Source organism: Alkalimonas mucilaginosa, assembly GCF_036327005.1.
Classification (GTDB): Bacteria; Pseudomonadota; Gammaproteobacteria; order Enterobacterales; family Alteromonadaceae; genus Alkalimonas; species Alkalimonas mucilaginosa.
In genome coordinates, this window is record NZ_JAUGZK010000007.1 from 164,857 (window position 1) to 181,778 (window position 16,922).

A 16,922-nucleotide genomic window follows, 5' to 3' on the forward strand; every position below is an offset into this window, starting at 1 on the left:
GCCCCCTTGCTGGTGTCTGTTGGTATCATGGCGGTTCAACGCTTGAGTTTATTAAGCAGATCAGCGCGCAGCTGGCGCGCCTGCAGCTCGGAAATAGGTTTGGCCAGCATGGCCTGGGCAGCGTCCGGTATGTGCTGCTGCGATACTTCATCATGGTCAAAAATATAATGTTCAAACATGGCTTTCCATGCCTGGCGCTGGGCTTTAGGCAAGCTGCGTAAACTGAGGATACTCATCAACAGTGCATTGTTAGGGCGGCCAAGATAGGCCGGTGTATCGCGCCACCAATGGCTGAGCAATGCATTAAATGGTGTTAACGCTTTAACATGGTGCCACCACATGCTGGGAATAAATAATACGTCGCCCGGCGCTAACGTGGCGGTTTGGGCTGCTGCCAACGCCTGGGTAAAGCGTGGAAATTGCTGCAAATCGGGCTGCTCGAAATCGACCATGCTAATGTCCTGGCCGCCCGGGGCAAATTCCATCGGGCCAGGATAGAGGTTGGCAATTTGCTCCGGTGGAAACAGGGTGAAAGTGCGGCTGCCAACCACATTGCAGGCCAGATTATGCGGAAAATCATAATGTGCCGCGATCCGTGACTGGTTACCAATCCACAGGCTGGTCAGCGGTGTGATACCTGGCAAGACAATGCTGTTCTCCTTGGCCAGGCCGTTAAACCAGCGCTGAATGTCGGTGGAGCCCATATACCATGTACTGGCGTCATCCGCTGCCTGTGCCAGCAGGCGGTCAAGAAACTGGTTAAAGTCAACTTTACCGGCCTGAAAGTTAAAGCCGGTACAATCCTCATTATAAAACACTCGGCCCTGGTGCCCGGCAGGCACTAAGCAGGCATTGACCGGCTCACCCTGATAAAATTGCCGCAGATAATCAGCCGCGGCGGCGGCACTGTCTAGCCCTGCCTGTACCAGCGGCCAGTGTAAACATTGCTGTTGAAACACCAGTGGCGTGGTGGCTGTGGCAATGATCTGCTGCAAGCTGGCACTGTCGCAAGCCGGCAGGGTTTTTATCGGGGTGAGGGCTGCGGTCATGGTGGTTACCTTCCGCTTAAGCCACAGTGCTGGCGTTCAGCTGGTTTTTTAACCGCAACAGACTGCGGATATTCGACTGTGACGCAATCGCCATATAGATGGCCTCTAAATAGCCCTGGTTATGTAATTGAGCCAACACCTCGGCAGGTAATGCCGCCAGGCTGTCTTCGTTAATGGTATAAAAGCCCATCATCTGGTGTTTGCTGCCGTCATCCAGCTGAATATCCAGGGTGAACGATTCCAGCAGCTTGTGTTGCAGCAATAAATCGATAAAGGCCGTGTTGTCCTGCAGGCCCTGATGAATGGTTTGCAGCATGGCGGATACGTCGTCTAGATAGGGGCTGCTGCCACCCAGCGGTAAGAACAGTGCTTCGCCCTGCTCTTTGTTGACCCGCGGACTGTCCAGATCAAGATGGATCATATGTTGGATGTGCTCGACCCCGTCTTCGACTACCGCTTGCTTGCCAATTAAAAACGGGTGGCGGCGAACGGTCAGTGGCAGGTAATACCCCTGCCAGTTGTTGTCCTGTAAAAACAGGTTTTCCTGGTGGGTAAAGCCAAATACCGCCACCGAAAAAAACTGGCCGGTGGCGGCATCTTTATGGAAGAAAATCGGGTAATGCGCCTGGACACTGCGAAATTCTTGCGGGAACGTCGGGGTAAACCAGACATTGTCGCCAAATTCAGCGCCGCGGCTGGTGATGACTTTCAGATCCAGATGCTCGACGCTGTTTAGTAGTACATGCTTGCTCATCATTCTATCCTGTTGCGTAGGTTATTATTGTTATTCGTTAAATAGGTGGTAAGCCATACTGGCGTATTTTGTTCAGTAACTGCCGGTTATCGGGTAATGCCGCCGCCTGGTGGGCTCTGCGCTTGGCGTTTTCAGCAAATAACTGATCGGCTTGTTGCACCAGCGATGGCTTTAAGTGGCTATAAGGCTGGGTATTCATATGCATACCGTACACAATGTACTGGTAACTGGCCGCCGGAAACAGCACATCGCTGTGGGTAATATCCTGAGCTGATGGTACTTTGTGTTGCCATAGCTGCACCAACTGTTGCAACGGCTCGGGTATGCTGGAGGATTCACGATGATCATGCCAGTAAGCATGATCGCTGCGTTTACTCAGTACATAATGCAACTTTAAAAACTCAATAATTTGCTGCCAATGCCGGGTAAAAGCCTGGTTCATCCGTTCGGCAGCCAGCGTTAGCAAGGAGCCGGGCAGGGGCAATTGGGCAGAAAGGTAGTTGGCGCTCCACTCTACCAAGGCTAAGGCAGATGCCTCCAACGGCTCGATAAAACCGGCTGCCATCCCAATAGCGACACAATTGTGGTGCCAGCATTTGTTGTAGTGTCCAGGCTTAAAGCTAAGTTTGCGCCAGTTAAGCTGGGCGGTATTGGTCACCCCGGATTGGTGCAAATAGCGCTGCAGCTGTTGCTCGGCCTGCTCGTCAGAGCAATGGGCGGAGGAATACACATGGCCCACACCGCGGCGTGACTGCAGCCCTATGTCCCACACCCAGCCAGAGGGCTGAGCGGTAGAGACGGTACAGGAGGCGATAGCGGCATCAGGCTGATCATAAGGTACTTGCAGCGCCAGGGCTGAATCGTTAAATAGCCGGTGTTGTTGCGGGACAAAAGGCACGGCGTAATGTTTGCCTAGCAGGAGCGAAGCCGAACCGCTGCAATCGATGAACAGGTCGGCACTTATTACCGTGCCATCTGCGGTAACGAGAGTCGCAATATCACCGTTGGCGTTGTTGGTGATCTGCGCTATATGCGCTTTCACATGGTGTACACCAAGCTTCTCAGTTGCATGTTGTTGTAACAGGTTACTGAATTTTCCGGCGTCCAGGTGATAACCATAATTATTGATAAAGCTGTATTCGGCGGTGGAAATTTGCTTTGGTGCCAGGCCGGCCGCACAGAGCCGGGGTTGCGGGCTGACGGCGTCAGCAAAAGCAACCTGCTGGCGAAAAGGTAACCAATATGGGCAAATAGCCATCTCGGCTGTGCCTATCGGCAGACTGAAAGGATGAAAATAACTATCGGTGGTGTTCGTGCACCAATTAATAAACTGCGAACCCTGCTTAAAGCTGGCATCGCAGCTGTTTAGAAAATCGGTTTCGCTGATGCCAATACGTTGCAGTGTGTTGCGCATGGACGGCCAGGTGCCTTCACCTACACCAATAGAGGCAATATCGGGCGATTCAATCAGGGTAATCTGCAGCGTGGCAGGCGTGAGTAAGCGTCCCTGATCGGCATTGTGGTCAGCAGCCAGTATGGCCGCAGTTAACCAGCCTGCGGTTCCTCCACCGACAATCACTATCTGTTTAATCACTGTATCCATCTGATCATTACCGCTGTGAAGACCTGGTCAGGGCCTGGCTGTTATGCAGAACATAGTCAAGATAACGTATCTGCTGGCAGCATTGAAGTTATCGGTAAATAAAAGGCCATAATGCTATGGCCTTGTTGGGTAGCGCCATCTGGTCAGAACACGTAACGGGCACCAATGCTGTAGCGTGGGCCAGTTTCCACCAGGCTTAATACCTGCTCTTTAGCGCGGCCATGGATACGTTGGTATTCATTGGTGATATTTAATGCTTCCACATACAGGCTTAGCCCTTGTACCATTGGCAAGTCATAGCTGGCTGACACGTCAATCTGGGAATAAGCCTCGGTATACTGCGGATTTGCACCGGTCTCCTGGCCACGTGAACTTAAGAACTGGTCCCGCCAGTTATAGGCGATACGAGCCTGAAAACCATTTTTTTCATAAAACAACACTGCGTTCGCCGTATCACTGATCCCCAGGATAGCCGGCTGATCTGCCAGAATAAAGTTGTTGTAATCATTCTCACTGTTCACCAGGGTGTAGTTGGCAAGTATCCCGAAGCCAGAGTCGCCAAACACATGTTGAATGGCAAACTCCCAGCCATCAATGACTTCAGATACACTGCTGTTTGATGGGGTGTCGATCCTAAACACCAGGTCATTGTCTTCGCCGGCTACCCCGCTGATCACACCATTGGCGACATCAACACCCGGAGCATTCGGATAATTGGCGAAAATCCAGTTGCGGATAGCCTGTGCATCTGAACCGACCGCAGCTATAGCTTCAGCATATTTAGGGCCATTGACCGGGTTAGGAATATTGTAAATCGTCGATTCCACCACGGTGTTGCTGATAAAATTGGAGGTGTTTTTGCGGAAGTAACCCACAGAGACATAGCTTGAGGGAGCAAAGTACCATTCGGCCGAGAAGTCGATATTTTTTGACTCCAGTGGCAGCAGGCTTGGATTCCCCGCTGAGCCTCCACCACCACCGCGGTTGGCCAGGGTGTTCACCACGGTACCCCCTTGAATGGCTACATAGTCTGGGCGGCCAATGGTTTCACTGTAGGCGGCGCGCAATATCACATCGTCAATGATTTCAATATTGAAATTAATACTTGGCAGGAAGTAATTGTAGCTGCCTTTTTGGGTCTGGAGTTCGCGCAGGCCGCTGGCTTGCAATTCAATTTCGGTTTCAGCAATCCAGTTGGCACCATCGTAGCTGGCTACCGCAGAGGTAGAAGTGACGTTGGTTTTTTCGTAACGCATACCAATATGGAAATCATACTGCCGGCCATTGAAATCGGACTCGTAGTTGTACTGTAAAAACACCGACTGTGATTTCTCTTTGGTGTAACGGTCCACGTCGCTGGCGTAGTCCGTCGATGGGCAAAAATCGGTACCGCAATCTCCCGCACCCACATACCCGGCTGGTGTGTATAACATTTCAGCCCGATCTCTTAGCATGCCAAAGTTCCACATGAAAATACGATCTAGCACCTCGAACGTCTGGCCGGGTGCCAGTGAGAAATCACCGGTGCTGGTACTAAATTTATCCTGAATGGTCTCTGCCGGAAAGAACGATTCGTCAAAGTCGCCGGCCTGACCAACACCACCCCAATCGTTACGCTGGACATTTACGGAGCGGGAGCGGTTATCCACATTGTTCAGTGCGATGCCAAAATCAATGCTGCCTCTTTGCTCAAACACATATTCACCGGTTAACTGATATTGACCGATTTCAGATTTATTGGTGGCGTTACCAAATACGCTACCGGTCACCATCATATCGGACGGTTGTACACTGTTGCCGCCACCGACAGACAGCAAGGGCCGGGCGCCACTGAAATCTGTAGCTGCGCTGGTGCGAATAAATGCAGCAGTGCTCAGGGTATTATCTGAACCAAAGGCATTATTCGGTTTGAACTCGGCTGTGGATTGATGGGCATCAAAGGTCAGTTTCAGCGCATTGCTGGCTTGCCATTCGATGTTAAGACCCAGCGAGCCACTTTGGTTACGCACGCCATAATCGCCTGCGGCCATCGACAGGTCTGCTGCCGTATCATAGGTTTCAGAGTAAATCAGTGGTGATGCAACTGGCCCGTCAGTCCAGACGTTTTGTGATGGGGCAAAGGTAAACCACGCCGACACGTCGTTGTATTGCGTGTCGATGTCATTGCGCATATAGGTGTAATCCAACGTTGTTTTGAGGGTATCGGTCGGCGCATATTGCAGCACTAACTGACCATTGGTACGTACCCGCTGCTGTTCTTCAAATTTGTATATGGTGGTTTGTGGTACTGAATACACATCATTCGGGCCCGGACGGTTCACCTGGTTTTGCTGTGGCACGCCCCCCCAGTCGGCATTATCGCCTGACCAATCATTGTCGGTGATCCCGGGAAAGCTACGCCAGCCGGTACCCACGTTGGCTTGTTGACTGCCACTGTCACGCTCCTGATAGCTGGCTGCAATCAACACACCAAACTTATTATTATCAAAGGTTGTTGAATAAATGCCCGAAAGCTCTGGTGTGATCGATGAGCCTCGTTCTGATGAGGTGTCATGCACACCGGCAATACTCAGCAGAGCTCTGTCACCACCGGCCGACAGTGGCCGCAATGTTTGAATATCAATGGTGGAACCAATACCACCTGTTGGGTTGGAAGCGAAACTGGTTTTATGGACTTCAGCCCCGCTGATTAAATCTGAGGCGATGTTGGCAAAGTCGAATGACCGTGAGCCGGTTGTGACCGGCATTTGTCGGCCATTGAGTGTGACCAGATTGTAGTCGGCGCCAAAGCCCCGAACAGACACTTTGCTGCCTTCGCCATTGACGCGATCGATGGACACGCCACTGATCCGTTGCAGCGATTCTGCCAGATTGGTGTCGGGAAATTTACCGATATCTTCTGCTGAAATGGCATCAACGATACCGGTTGAACTGCGTTTAACGGCCATAGAGTTGGTTAAGCTGCCACGAATACCTGTTACGGCAATCACCTCGATATCTGTAGCTGGCTCTGCAGCCAGGGCATCCTGAGCCAGGCTGGGTAGTGAGACGCCCATACCCAGAATTAAAGATAAGCTGGTAGCCAGTCTGGTCTTTCTAAAAGTGTGCGGTTTCATGTTAATTCCCTGTCGACAATATTTGGTTCTTGTTTTTAATAAAGTAGTCGCCAGACAGGTGGCCAATACTTCAAGACTCAACTGTAAGCGCTTTCATAAAGTTAGGTGATTTTTTTTCAGTCGTCAATACAAAAAGATTAATTTATAAGCGATATATTTAAAAGTCTTTATTTATCAATTAGAAGTGATTTATTTTTTGGCTTTCCCAACGTCCTTTGGGTGGTGGTTTTGATTTTTTATTGTGCAATTTGGAGCGGGGCCATTGTCTGTGGAGTGGGTGATTAATTAAATGATTTGGAAGCGCTTACATTGTCATTTTAACTTGGCTGTTTATGCATGCGTTTGCTTGAACTATGTGCTGGCGCATAACTCTGATGCATCAGCTTGGGTGGTTCGTGGGGAGTTTGCCGCAGCTAACTGGCAGCACAGGCAAGCTGTGATTATGGCGGCATGCGTTGTAAAATGGCTGTTGCATGCGTTGGTTTCTGGCGTGCAGTTTTTAGCAGGAGAGCACAGTGGTAAAAGCAGTAATTTTTGATATGGATGGAGTACTGATAGACTCCGAGCCTATGTGGCAACAGGCCGAGCTGGATGTGTTTGGCCGCCTTGGCGTAACATTGCAACCGCATCAAACCAAACAAACTGCGGGCATGACTACCCGGGCTGTTACCGAATACTGGTACCAGCAATCGCCCTGGCAAGGTGTAAGCCTGGCCGATACTGAAGCGGCAGTGATTTCCCAGGTGGCGCAATCCATAGCCAGCCGGGGCGAGGCCAAGAAAGGGGTGCTGCGATTATTGCAGCAATTACAACAGCAACAGTTGCCGACGGCGCTGGCTACCAATTCATCGCAGTACCTGATGGATACCACCCTCGATACTTTAGCCATTCGGCATTATTTTGCTGCACACTGTTGTGTCGAGATGGTGGCACAAGGCAAGCCAGCCCCGGATATTTACTTGCTGGCTGCCAGTAAACTGGAGGTAGCTCCCGCCGACTGCCTGGTATTTGAAGACTCTTATACCGGTATCAGTGCGGCCAAAGCCGCGGGTATGACCGTGATCGCGATTCCGGCAGCCGAAGAATGGCAGCATGAAAAATTTGCCATTGCCGATGCCAAAATAAGGTGTCTGAGTGAATTTGATTTTTCAAGCTGGTCATTGCCGCTGCGGTAACTATGAGCAGCGTTGCGGCCGCAACATGGTAGCCGTAAAATACTTGCAGGTGAACCCCACAAGCTTTGTACTGATTACATTCGTTTCCACCTCAGCCATGCTGGCTGATAACTTAGCAATAAAGCAATAATCAAGGCTGCGACAGTGCAATAGCCGAGCCAGAGCAGTAGGGCAGTGGCAAAGTCCAGCCAGAAGAACAGCAACGTAAAACTCAGCAGCAATAGTCCGGCCCCAGCTTGCCGGCTGCGCTTTTCAGCGCTTGCTGACAGGGCCTTTCCCCAGATTTGTTTGCCATGCCTTGCCATGGCTTGGGCCAGTAGAACGAATGACCAGAGTATCAGAGCAAACACCAGCGTATTGAACATCATGCATTGCCTCCTTGCAGCCAATAATTCAGCACGAAGCAAGTCGCTGTCAGGAGTACTAGCCAGATGCTGGTACTCAACAACTTACGGCTGGCGATCACCGCTATTATCAGCAGGCTATAGAGCAAAAAGCTAAGCAGTATAGCGCCCATTAAGCTGTTGCTAAATGTCCATCCCAACCATAGCTGGCCAAGGCGGGCGCACAGGCTAATGACGGCGATGGTGCAGAGGTAACCGCCAAGGCTTGCCAGCAACAGGCGCCAGATTAAAGAAAGTATGGTCGTAAAGGAGAACTTGCTGCTGGATTTTCTGGCCGCCTTTGCAGTCTTTGTATGGTCTGTGGCTATCATGCTTTCCCCCTTTGAATTACAGAGGCTGCCATGGGTACTGTTTGCCGACGATGGTACAATACTCCGGCACTTAGCAAGCAAAGTATACCGGTTAACAGGAAGCAAAGATCAACGGCGGCAAAGACTCTCTGGCCCGATAGCAAACTATTGCCAAGGTGGTGTTGACTGGTCAGCAGGTTGAGGCCTGGTAATAGCAGAAATGCGCTGGCAAGAATGATGAGACCTTCCCGCCAGAGATATTTTGCATCACGCACCAGACTGTAAATTAACATCAGTAGCCAACCGGCAAAAAACACTTTGATTTCTGTTTCTGCCCGATTCTCCCATTGCAGAGGCAGCAGGCGGTTTGCCCAGAAATATAAAGCTATAGCCAATGGCAGGCCTAGCAAGGTCGCACCATTCAGGCTATGCACCAACTGCTGACCAAAAGTGTTGCTGGCTGCTTTTGCGCTGCGGCGGGCAGACCAGAGCACTAGTCCGCTGCCGATCATCGCTGTACCGGCTAAGCCTGAAAGAAAGTAGAGCCAGCGCAGCATAGGTTCGGCAAAACGACCAGCATGCAAATTGATAAGCGTCTGGCGAACCTTTTCAGGTGCAGAAGGTGTGGTTTGGTTGGGCAATTGTTCTGCTGTACTTCCAGAGTAGCGCAGCAGTCGACTACCAGCGGTCAAGCTGGCTGTTGGGGATTCCCTCAGCTCCACCACCGAGGCTTGATCAGCCGGCTGAATAACATTGATAAAGCTGATGTTTGCGCCACCCAATTGGTTTCTGGCATCGTCCAGAATAGTGCCGAGTGGTTGCAAAGGGCTCGCGATACCACTGGCAACAACCTCACTGCTGCGGCCCAGTTCATTAAAAAAGGCTTGTCTGTTGTCGTAATTGGCGGATATAGCCAGTGACATGTACAAAAACATCAGGGTGACGAGCCCGGTATAGGTAATCATCAAATGAAAAGGCAGAGCCAGTACTGAAGTTAAAGTATGGGCATCCAGCCAGCTTTTATGCCCTTTTGACCATTGCAGGGTAAAGAAGTCTTTGAAGATTTTTTTGTGGATCACGACACCAGAAATCAATGCCAGTAACATCAAGATGCTACAAAACCCCACAATCCAACGAGCCCAGATTACTGGGATATAATGTAGATCAAAATGAAAACGATAGAAAAACTGCCCACCACGACTATCTCTAGATACCGCAGGCTGACCTGTTCCATCCAGGCTAATTTGTTGGAAGCGTGGGCGGGGCTGATCGCCGTCGTTGATGACCGGTGCAGGCTGCCAGAATAAGTTGGTGGTCATGCCACGTTCGCCAGGCAGGACTATGGTCCAGCGTTCAGCGTCACTTGCATATTGCTCCAGGTACTGCTGAGCATGAAGGATAGCCTGCTCTGAACTGGCAGTCTCAGGCAGCTCAGGTTGCATCCAGCGGCTGATTTCGTGTTGGAAATAGGCCAATGTACCGGTTAAAAATACGGCAAACAACACCCAGCCTACCACTAAGCCAGCCCAGGTGTGCAGCCAGTTCATGCTATCGATAAATCTTGATTTCACGGTACGCTCTATTCCATCTGTTGTGATATTACCTGGCTCTGGTCAGCTTGGTAGCGGGCTCCAGAGTCAGGTAGCATCAGGGCATTCTAAATGTTAATACTGCCAGCGGACACTGAGCGTCAGTTGCCGGGGTTTGCCATAGTTGGCAAAATCGATGTTGGTCCAGTACACTTTGTCGAATAGGTTGGTCACACTAAAAGTACTGCCTATGCGGTCGGTAAGTTGCCAACTGGCATACAGATTGGTCAGCACATATGCTTTTTGCCGGAAAGTAACACCAGCCGTTTCTATCGGATGCTTGACTCCATAACCGACGGTTTCCCCTTGCCAGTTAAAGCCTCCGCCCAGCATCAGGTTCGCCAGGGCTCCGCTGAACTGGTAGTGGCTAGATAACTGCGCAGAGTGTTTGGGTAAGTTTGTCCAGATCTGGTCATTGCCGTGTCGCTTGGTATCAACATAGGTATAACCAGCATTCAGCATCCAGCCAGCCATAAGGCGGCCGCTGGAACTGATCTCAAATCCTTTGCTTTCAGTGCCATTCACTCCGAGGAATGCTGAGCTGCCATCTGGCAGGCTGTTGTCTGGCTGACTAAAGTCCCGCACTGCATAGTTGTCTTGACGGGTGTTGAACAGCGCAGCATTCAAAGCCAGGCGTCCATCAAATACACTACTTTTTATACCGAACTCTATATTTTTGCCTACGACTGGCGCCAGTAAGTTGTTGTTTTTATCTTTGTAATTCTGGGGATTAAAAATATCGGTATAACTAAGATACAGACTATGTTGTTGCGACAGATCCCAAATTAAGCCGACATAAGGAGTTAGTTCGTCACTGACTTTATAGGCACCGGTGGTGGAGGTGTATTGACCCTCTGCATCGAAGTTTTCAGTGGCGGTTTGCCAGCTGCTGATTCGGGCACCTGCTACCAGTGACCAGTTTTCATGCAACCTGAAGCGGTTGGCAAGATAGAATCCTCGTTGTTTGGTATTGGCCTGGCGATAGGCTCCAGTGTTACTGTATTCCGGCATTGGCGCTGAACCATCATAGTTCCAGGCATCTGGCACCTGGTATGACCAATCTGCAATAGAGCTGAAAATATCTGTTCTGGCTTCCAGCTCTGACAGCGTCAGACCAGCGATTAAATCATGCTCCTGGCCAAATGCCAGATAACTACCGGTCAGATACAAATCGAGGCTGGTTCTGCTATCTTCAGCCGCCCCTACACTGGCCAGCAATGTTAAACCGTTACCAGTGGCTTTATCCGGAAAACCGGTCGCATAAACACGCAGGCTTGATACATCACCTTGGGTTCGATTGACAGCAGCCTTGAGGCGCCAATTATTGTCAAAATCATGGCTTAAATCGGTGAACAGGCTATAGGTCTGGCGTTGCCAGTGTGTCCAGTCTGGGGCATAGCTGGTTGATACTGGAAGCTTTGCCAGACTGCCATCGGTTGCAAAAATGGGAATCGAGCCCCAGGTGGATCCTTCGGGTTTATTATCCTGTCCTTGCACTCCCAGAGTGAGAGTGGTGCGATCGCTTATGTCTGCTTCGGTTATAATCAGACCAGCCAGTTTCTTTTCCTGATAGCGATCAAGATAATTGTTGGTGTCGAGTCCAGCCAGGACAAAACGGCTCCGGACAGTGCCACTGTTATTCAGTGGGGTGGAAACATCGGCTACAGCGCGCCGCATTTGCCAGGAACCAAGACTCGCCGAAAGAGAGGCTCTTGGTTCGTAACCCGGCCTTTTGCGCAGCAGATTGACGGTGGCTGATGGGGAGCCGACACCAGAAAATAGACCATTGGCTCCGCGGATAACTTCAATGCGCTCATACAAAGCGGTGTCATATTCCTGATTTGTACTTCCACTGTAAGTCGGAATGTGGTCGACCTGAAAATCAGTAATTTGAAAGCCACGGGCAAAGTAGAGTGGGCGTTGGCTGTCGTATAAGGTGACGTTAACGCCTGGTATGTTCATCATCACATCATTGATATTAAGCATATTAGCTGCATTCATCAGTTCAGTCGATATTTCACTGATTGACTGAGGAATCTCCCGCGCTGTCAGGGGTAAGCGGGTTGGTGTACCTTGCTGAAGTGTCTGTCCAGTTACATGGATAGTTTCGACCAAAAATTCGGTTTGCTGAGCACTTTCGGTGGTAGCCATCTGTGAGGCCATCAAAATGCCTGGTAAGCAGGTCAGGCCAACTGTCAGGCTAAATGACAATACAGCAACTTTACTGGATAGGTTTTGGTTAGATCCATCGCTGTTTATTTTGTGCGTTATAGAATGGGATAGGTTGTAATCGAAATGGCGATGATGATTGCGCAAGCTGCAGCTCCATGGTTAGTATTGCTAATAAAAATGATTATCATTAGCCATTCTATATTTTGGCGGGGCAAAATTCAACGCTAAGCAAGGAAGTGATGACCTTTATTTAGATTTATTATGTCTTTAAAGTGACCAAACGATGCGGTGAGATTGATAAAACAGAGCAAACCAGGCCGCAGTAACTCTGCTAAAGCGCAGTTACTGCGGGTGATTTGAGGATGCAGGCTTAATGCAGTTTGAGTTTAGGCCGCACAGCCCGGTTCATTTTTTCCACCAGTACCAGCAGCATACCTTTCCACCAGCCATGAATGGCAATTTGGTGCATGCGATACAGGGAGATATAAACAAAGCGCGCCAGCTTGCCTTCAATAAACATGCTGTTGCCGGTCAGGTTGCCCATCAGGTTGCCGACGGTACTGTAGCGGCTTAAATTGACCAGTGAACCGTGATCTTTATAGACAAAAGCTTTGAGCGGCTTTTGCCGGCGTTGTCGCACAATATTCTGCCCCACCAGGCTGGCCATTTGATGAGCTGATTGAGCGCGCGGAGGCACCCATCTGCCATCCTGTTGTTGGAAACCGCAACAATCACCAAGGACATAAATGGCTTCCTGTCCTTTGGCCTTCAATTCCGGCGTGACCAGAATTTGCTGCAAGCGGTTCAGCTTAAAGATGCCAAGTCGGGCAATGAAATCCGGCACCTTGACCCCAGCCGCCCACACCATCATTTCGGCGCTAAGTAGTTGATCATCGGCCGTGATAAAGCCTTCGGCAGTGGCTGCGCTGACTTTGGTGTTTTCCAGTACTTCCACCCCAAGCAAACTGAGCTCTTTGCGGACTGCATCGGCGATACGCTTGGGCAGTGCAGGCAGAATGCTGGGACCTGCCTCCAGCAGATGAATTTTCAACTTTTGGGCGCTCATACCGGATAAACCATAGCGCTTGGCCAGGGCGGCCACATGATACAGCTCGGCGGCCAATTCGACCCCGGTAGCCCCGCCGCCGACAATGGCGATATTCAGTGCCCGGTCATCATTTTGTTGACTGAAACGGACAAAGTTGTTCATTAAAGCCCGGTGAAAGCGTAACGCTTGCGGGGCGGAATCAAGGAAGTAACAGTGCTGGCTTACACCCGGGGTCTTGAAATCATTGCTAACACTGCCAATCGCCAGCACCAGGGTATCGTAGGGGAGGGATCGTTCGGCAACCAGTAACTCCCCTTCATCGGTATAGATAGCCGCAAGTCGAATGTGTTTTTGCCCGGCATCTAAGCCAATCAATTCGCCATGCTGGAAGTGGTAATGATGCCTGGCAGCGTGGGCACTGTAGATCACGCCGTCGGTGTCGGTATCCAGCGAACCGCTGGCCACTTCATGCAGCAGAGGTTTCCAGATATGGCTGGTGTTTTTATCCACCAGGGTGATCCGTGCTTTGCCGGATTTCCCCAGTGTTTTTCCCAGCTTGGTTGCTAATTCAAGCCCGCCGGCGCCGCCTCCAACAATCAGGATAGTTTGCATGGTGATACTCCATTTTTTTTAAAATCATAATTTCCCCTGGAGCGGCCTTTGTGATTGGCATAGGTGGCAGCAATTGATGCGGTATGATAAACCTTTCAAGCTAGTAACACTATGTGTTTGCAAAGGCAGAAGCAGCTAAGTACGGGGTCAATGCAAGGAGGCGGTTACTTCGGACTCAGCTAGTTTCGCTGCCACCATGTTTGGCTGCCAGCTCATCCAGCTCTGCCAGGGTGTAATCAAAGCCCTGATCGTCAAATTGATAGCGAACCTGCACCACCAGGCCGCCATCCAGCAGCCGGGTGGCAACATCGGCCACTGGCCAGTGCTTCAGTCCATGCAAAAAGCGTGAGGCGATTTGAGTGTTTGGAAAGCGGTAACAAATGTCGTTGGTCATGCCAGCACGCCTTGGTTTCATTGGTTTGGTACAGATGCGGTACATTAGGGTTGCTGGGCATGATTTCAAGTCTCAACTGACCAACAGGCGGGCAATGCTGGTGCGCCAGTAATGGTAGCAGCTTTGTTGTTGTACTTTGCTTAGTTTGGGGGTGAACTGTGCCGAGCCTTGCCACAAGAGGGTAACGTCACTGAGCTGTGGGTACCAACCCAGCTGCCAGGCCGCTAGAAATGCGGTGCCAAACGCAGTGGCATCACTGTGTTGGCTTGGGGTGATGGTCTGTTGTGTCAGATCGGCCAGGGACTGCAAAAAACAGTGGTTCACGGTCATACCGCCATCGACCCGTAAATCAGCAATCCGGATGCCATCTTCGGCCATTGCCAGCAATAAATCCTGTGTTTGGTAGGCCACACTGCGCAAAGCGGCTGCGCACAGCTCGGCTTTGCCGCTGTTTCGGGTCAGTCCAAAGATGGCAGCCTTCACTTCTGGCTGCCAGTAGGGGGCACCCAGGCCGGTAAAGGCTGGGATCAGCAGTTCGGTTTGCTGGTAGTCGACCCCCTCGGCCAATGCTTCAGTATCGCTGGCTTGCTGAATGATGCCCAATTTATCGCGCAGCCACTGCACAGTAGCGCCGGCCATAAAAATACTGCCTTCCAGTGCGTAGCAAGTGTCGCCCCGAATACGCCAGGCGACGGTACTTAGTAGCTGGTGTTGGCTGCACAGTGCCTGGGCGCCGGTATTGACCATCACAAAGCAACCGGTACCGTAGGTGCTTTTTCCCATGCCAGAGGTGACGCAGGCCTGGCCCAGCAAGGCGGCTTGCTGATCGCCCAGCAGGCTGACGATGGGGATCGGATGGCCAAACAGCCCGGTACTGCAATGGCCAAAGTCGGCAGCACTGTCACGGACTTCGGGTAAGAGGGGAGCTGGGATCTGAAAAAGAGTCAGCAGATCCGGATCCCAGCATTGCTGATGAATATTAAACAGCAGGGTGCGGCTGGCATTGCTGGCATCGGTAGCATGCACTGTGCCAGCTGTTAAACGCCACAGCAAAAAGCTGTCTACTGTGCCAAAGCAGAGTTCACCGGACTCCGCGCGCTGCTGTGCGCCGGGGATCTGCTGCAGCAGCCATTGCAGTTTGCTGGCCGAGAAGTAGGGATCGGCCAGCAAGCCGGTTTTAGCGCGAATGCTGGTTTCATGCTGTTGCTTTAGTGCCTGACATCGATCCGCGGTGCGTCTGTCTTGCCAGACAATCGCCGGGTACAGTGTTTTGCCACTGGCTTTCTCCCACAGCAAGGTAGTTTCCCGCTGGTTGGTCAAGGCCAGGCCTGCGACCTGCTCGGGCAGAATGTCGTTTTGTTGCAGCAGCTGTCGAATGCAATGGAGCACGCTTTGCCAGATTGCCTCCGGATCCTGCTCTACCCAGCCCGTGTGGGGATACTTTAGCGGCAACGCTTCGCTGCAACTGGCCAGTGGGCGCAACTGACGGTTGTACAGCACAGCCCGGCTAGACGTTGTGCCCTGGTCGATGGCGATAATATAATCCGACATGCTGAAAACCTCTGTAAAGCTGGAGAATGACTGGACTACCTTTAGCCTGGCAGTAAATGCAAAGCTGGAGCAAAAGACCATAACCGCTGATCGGTTCGCTTTCAACGGTGCCAGTATGAGGAACTAAAGTCAAAAATAGTGGCGTAACCAACGCTCAATGCTGCCATTCGCATGAATGTCGGCTAATACCCGGCGGATGGCTTCGGCTTTGAGTGGATTGGTGTTGCTGATGGCACAATAGCTGGGTTGGGCATAAGACCAGATCTGGTCAGCTGCCAGTGCCTGGGTCTCTGCAGAATCTTTATTGGCATTCATGTAGTAGTTGTAAGAAAAGTCATCGGCAATTACCACGTCCACCCGATCCAGCTGCAGCCGCTGCAAATTCTCTTTCAGGCTCAGGGCATCATCTCTGCTGGCACCGGCTGTGGCGAATAACGCTTCCAGCTCCGGGTAGTGAAAACCTCTGGAGGTGCCTATTTTTTTAAGATACAAATCAGCCAACTGACGAAAGGGTGCTGTGGATGCTTTACGTATTAGTAAGTCAACCGTGGTATACAAGGGTTCAGACCAGAGCATGGTTTCAGGTTCACGGACCCATTTGGGGCTGGTGAAACACCATAGATCGGCTTGGCCGGTCTGGATCCACTGTTCGGTTCTGGCTCTTGGGATGCTAAGGTACTCAATTTCCAAGCCCAACTGATGTGCCACTTCATTACTGATATCAATCACCAGGCCGGTTTTAGTGGCCTCATGGCTATAAATAATGAATGGCGGTGTATTGGTTTCACTGATCAGAGCCCGCAAGCTATCAGCTGCAGCCGGTAAGCTAAGCAAAAGCACGGCGAGGAAAGGCAGGATGCGCGTCATCGCTGAGATCTCAGCCGATCCGGTAATACTGCCGCTGCATCTGGTACCTGACGTTGGTTGATAAAAATGGCAGACCCCCGGATGGTCTTGGCTTGTTGTTTTGCAGCTCTGCGACATCATGGTGGCTGCTACAACAAGCTATATTGGGTATGGTTAAGCCGATAGATAGGGTTATTATAGGATAAAATGACGCCGAGCCAAGCTTGTAAATCGCATGGTCAGTGACTTTTTCATGCCTAAGCACATTGTTTGGCGTGAATAGACAAATAATGTGTTGTTAAATTTGAAACAGCTGGGT

General features: G+C 51.0%; 14 protein-coding genes. 2 read left to right on the forward strand and 12 right to left on the reverse strand.

The window, feature by feature from the left end; translation table 11 throughout:
- Positions 1 to 35 precede the first annotated feature (35 nt).
- From QWF21_RS11355 to QWF21_RS11370, 4 genes are all read right to left on the reverse strand, one after another.
- The gene (locus QWF21_RS11355; RefSeq protein ID WP_330088165.1) at positions 36 to 1,049 is read right to left on the reverse strand and encodes a cupin-like domain-containing protein; all 1,014 of its coding nucleotides are present in this window, start codon (positions 1,047 to 1,049) and stop codon (positions 36 to 38) included.
- Between the two features lie 16 nt (positions 1,050 to 1,065).
- The gene (locus QWF21_RS11360) at positions 1,066 to 1,803 is read right to left on the reverse strand and encodes a SapC family protein (RefSeq protein ID WP_330088166.1); all 738 of its coding nucleotides are present in this window, start codon (positions 1,801 to 1,803) and stop codon (positions 1,066 to 1,068) included.
- A gap of 37 nt (positions 1,804 to 1,840) precedes the next feature.
- On the reverse strand, positions 1,841 to 3,406 hold the full coding sequence (locus QWF21_RS11365; protein WP_330088167.1) for a tryptophan halogenase family protein: 1,566 nt from the start codon (positions 3,404 to 3,406) through the stop codon (positions 1,841 to 1,843).
- Positions 3,407 to 3,549: 143 nt separating this feature from the next.
- Positions 3,550 to 6,522: a TonB-dependent receptor gene (locus QWF21_RS11370; protein WP_330088168.1), complete on the reverse strand. Its 2,973-nt coding sequence runs from the start codon at positions 6,520 to 6,522 to the stop codon at positions 3,550 to 3,552.
- 289 nt (positions 6,523 to 6,811) lie between these two features.
- Between QWF21_RS11370 and QWF21_RS11375 the strand changes: the two genes are divergently transcribed.
- Both QWF21_RS11375 and hxpB read left to right on the forward strand, forming a co-directional pair.
- Positions 6,812 to 7,060 (forward strand): hypothetical protein, encoded by a 249-nt coding sequence (locus tag QWF21_RS11375; protein WP_330088169.1) that lies wholly within the window; start codon positions 6,812 to 6,814, stop codon positions 7,058 to 7,060.
- On the forward strand, positions 7,038 to 7,697 hold the full coding sequence (gene hxpB, locus QWF21_RS11380) for a hexitol phosphatase HxpB (protein WP_330088170.1): 660 nt from the start codon (positions 7,038 to 7,040) through the stop codon (positions 7,695 to 7,697). Before QWF21_RS11375 ends, hxpB begins: the two co-directional genes overlap by 23 nt.
- A gap of 74 nt (positions 7,698 to 7,771) precedes the next feature.
- Here the strand turns inward: hxpB and QWF21_RS11385 are convergent, their stop codons facing one another.
- The 8 genes from QWF21_RS11385 to QWF21_RS11420 all read right to left on the reverse strand — a co-directional run bounded on the left by QWF21_RS11385 (position 7,772) and on the right by QWF21_RS11420 (position 16,624).
- A complete protein-coding gene (locus QWF21_RS11385) occupies positions 7,772 to 8,065 on the reverse strand; it encodes a DUF3325 domain-containing protein (RefSeq protein WP_330088171.1) in 294 nt (97 codons plus the stop codon).
- The gene (locus QWF21_RS11390) at positions 8,062 to 8,412 is read right to left on the reverse strand and encodes a hypothetical protein (RefSeq protein ID WP_330088172.1); all 351 of its coding nucleotides are present in this window, start codon (positions 8,410 to 8,412) and stop codon (positions 8,062 to 8,064) included. Before QWF21_RS11390 ends, QWF21_RS11385 begins: the two co-directional genes overlap by 4 nt.
- The gene (locus QWF21_RS11395; RefSeq protein WP_330088173.1) at positions 8,409 to 9,962 is read right to left on the reverse strand and encodes a PepSY-associated TM helix domain-containing protein; all 1,554 of its coding nucleotides are present in this window, start codon (positions 9,960 to 9,962) and stop codon (positions 8,409 to 8,411) included. Before QWF21_RS11395 ends, QWF21_RS11390 begins: the two co-directional genes overlap by 4 nt.
- A 93-nt stretch (positions 9,963 to 10,055) precedes the next feature.
- Positions 10,056 to 12,143 carry a TonB-dependent siderophore receptor gene (locus QWF21_RS11400; protein WP_330088174.1) on the reverse strand — a complete coding sequence of 696 codons (2,088 nt, stop codon included), beginning with the start codon at positions 12,141 to 12,143 and terminating at the stop codon, positions 10,056 to 10,058.
- Between the two features lie 379 nt (positions 12,144 to 12,522).
- Positions 12,523 to 13,812 (reverse strand): NAD(P)/FAD-dependent oxidoreductase, encoded by a 1,290-nt coding sequence (locus QWF21_RS11405; protein ID WP_330088175.1) that lies wholly within the window; start codon positions 13,810 to 13,812, stop codon positions 12,523 to 12,525.
- A 175-nt stretch (positions 13,813 to 13,987) separates the two neighbouring features.
- Positions 13,988 to 14,206, reverse strand: coding sequence for a hypothetical protein (locus QWF21_RS11410; RefSeq protein ID WP_330088176.1), 219 nt, complete (start codon positions 14,204 to 14,206; stop codon positions 13,988 to 13,990).
- Positions 14,207 to 14,278: 72 nt separating this feature from the next.
- The gene (glpK, locus tag QWF21_RS11415; protein ID WP_330088177.1) at positions 14,279 to 15,757 is read right to left on the reverse strand and encodes a glycerol kinase GlpK; all 1,479 of its coding nucleotides are present in this window, start codon (positions 15,755 to 15,757) and stop codon (positions 14,279 to 14,281) included.
- A gap of 129 nt (positions 15,758 to 15,886) precedes the next feature.
- Complete coding sequence (locus tag QWF21_RS11420) at positions 15,887 to 16,624, reverse strand: substrate-binding periplasmic protein (protein ID WP_330088178.1); 738 nt, start codon at positions 16,622 to 16,624, stop codon at positions 15,887 to 15,889.
- Between the last annotated feature and the right edge of the window lie 298 nt (positions 16,625 to 16,922).

What these genes read in the sequence shown, in the direction of transcription:
- QWF21_RS11385 (WP_330088171.1), bottom strand. Translation starts at nt 8,065, where the DNA reads ATGATGTTCAATACGCTGGTGTTTGCTCTGATACTCTGGTCATTCGTT.
- QWF21_RS11400 (WP_330088174.1), bottom strand. Translation starts at nt 12,143, where the DNA reads ATGGCCTCACAGATGGCTACCACCGAAAGTGCTCAGCAAACCGAATTT.
- QWF21_RS11420 (WP_330088178.1), bottom strand. Translation starts at nt 16,624, where the DNA reads ATGACGCGCATCCTGCCTTTCCTCGCCGTGCTTTTGCTTAGCTTACCG.
- QWF21_RS11365 (WP_330088167.1), bottom strand. Translation starts at nt 3,406, where the DNA reads ATGGATACAGTGATTAAACAGATAGTGATTGTCGGTGGAGGAACCGCA.
- QWF21_RS11370 (WP_330088168.1), bottom strand. Translation starts at nt 6,522, where the DNA reads ATGAAACCGCACACTTTTAGAAAGACCAGACTGGCTACCAGCTTATCT.
- glpK (WP_330088177.1), bottom strand. Translation starts at nt 15,757, where the DNA reads ATGTCGGATTATATTATCGCCATCGACCAGGGCACAACGTCTAGCCGG.
- QWF21_RS11405 (WP_330088175.1), bottom strand. Translation starts at nt 13,812, where the DNA reads ATGCAAACTATCCTGATTGTTGGAGGCGGCGCCGGCGGGCTTGAATTA.
- QWF21_RS11360 (WP_330088166.1), bottom strand. Translation starts at nt 1,803, where the DNA reads ATGAGCAAGCATGTACTACTAAACAGCGTCGAGCATCTGGATCTGAAA.
- QWF21_RS11375 (WP_330088169.1), top strand. Translation starts at nt 6,812, where the DNA reads ATGATTTGGAAGCGCTTACATTGTCATTTTAACTTGGCTGTTTATGCA.
- QWF21_RS11390 (WP_330088172.1), bottom strand. Translation starts at nt 8,412, where the DNA reads ATGATAGCCACAGACCATACAAAGACTGCAAAGGCGGCCAGAAAATCC.
- QWF21_RS11355 (WP_330088165.1), bottom strand. Translation starts at nt 1,049, where the DNA reads ATGACCGCAGCCCTCACCCCGATAAAAACCCTGCCGGCTTGCGACAGT.
- QWF21_RS11410 (WP_330088176.1), bottom strand. Translation starts at nt 14,206, where the DNA reads ATGACCAACGACATTTGTTACCGCTTTCCAAACACTCAAATCGCCTCA.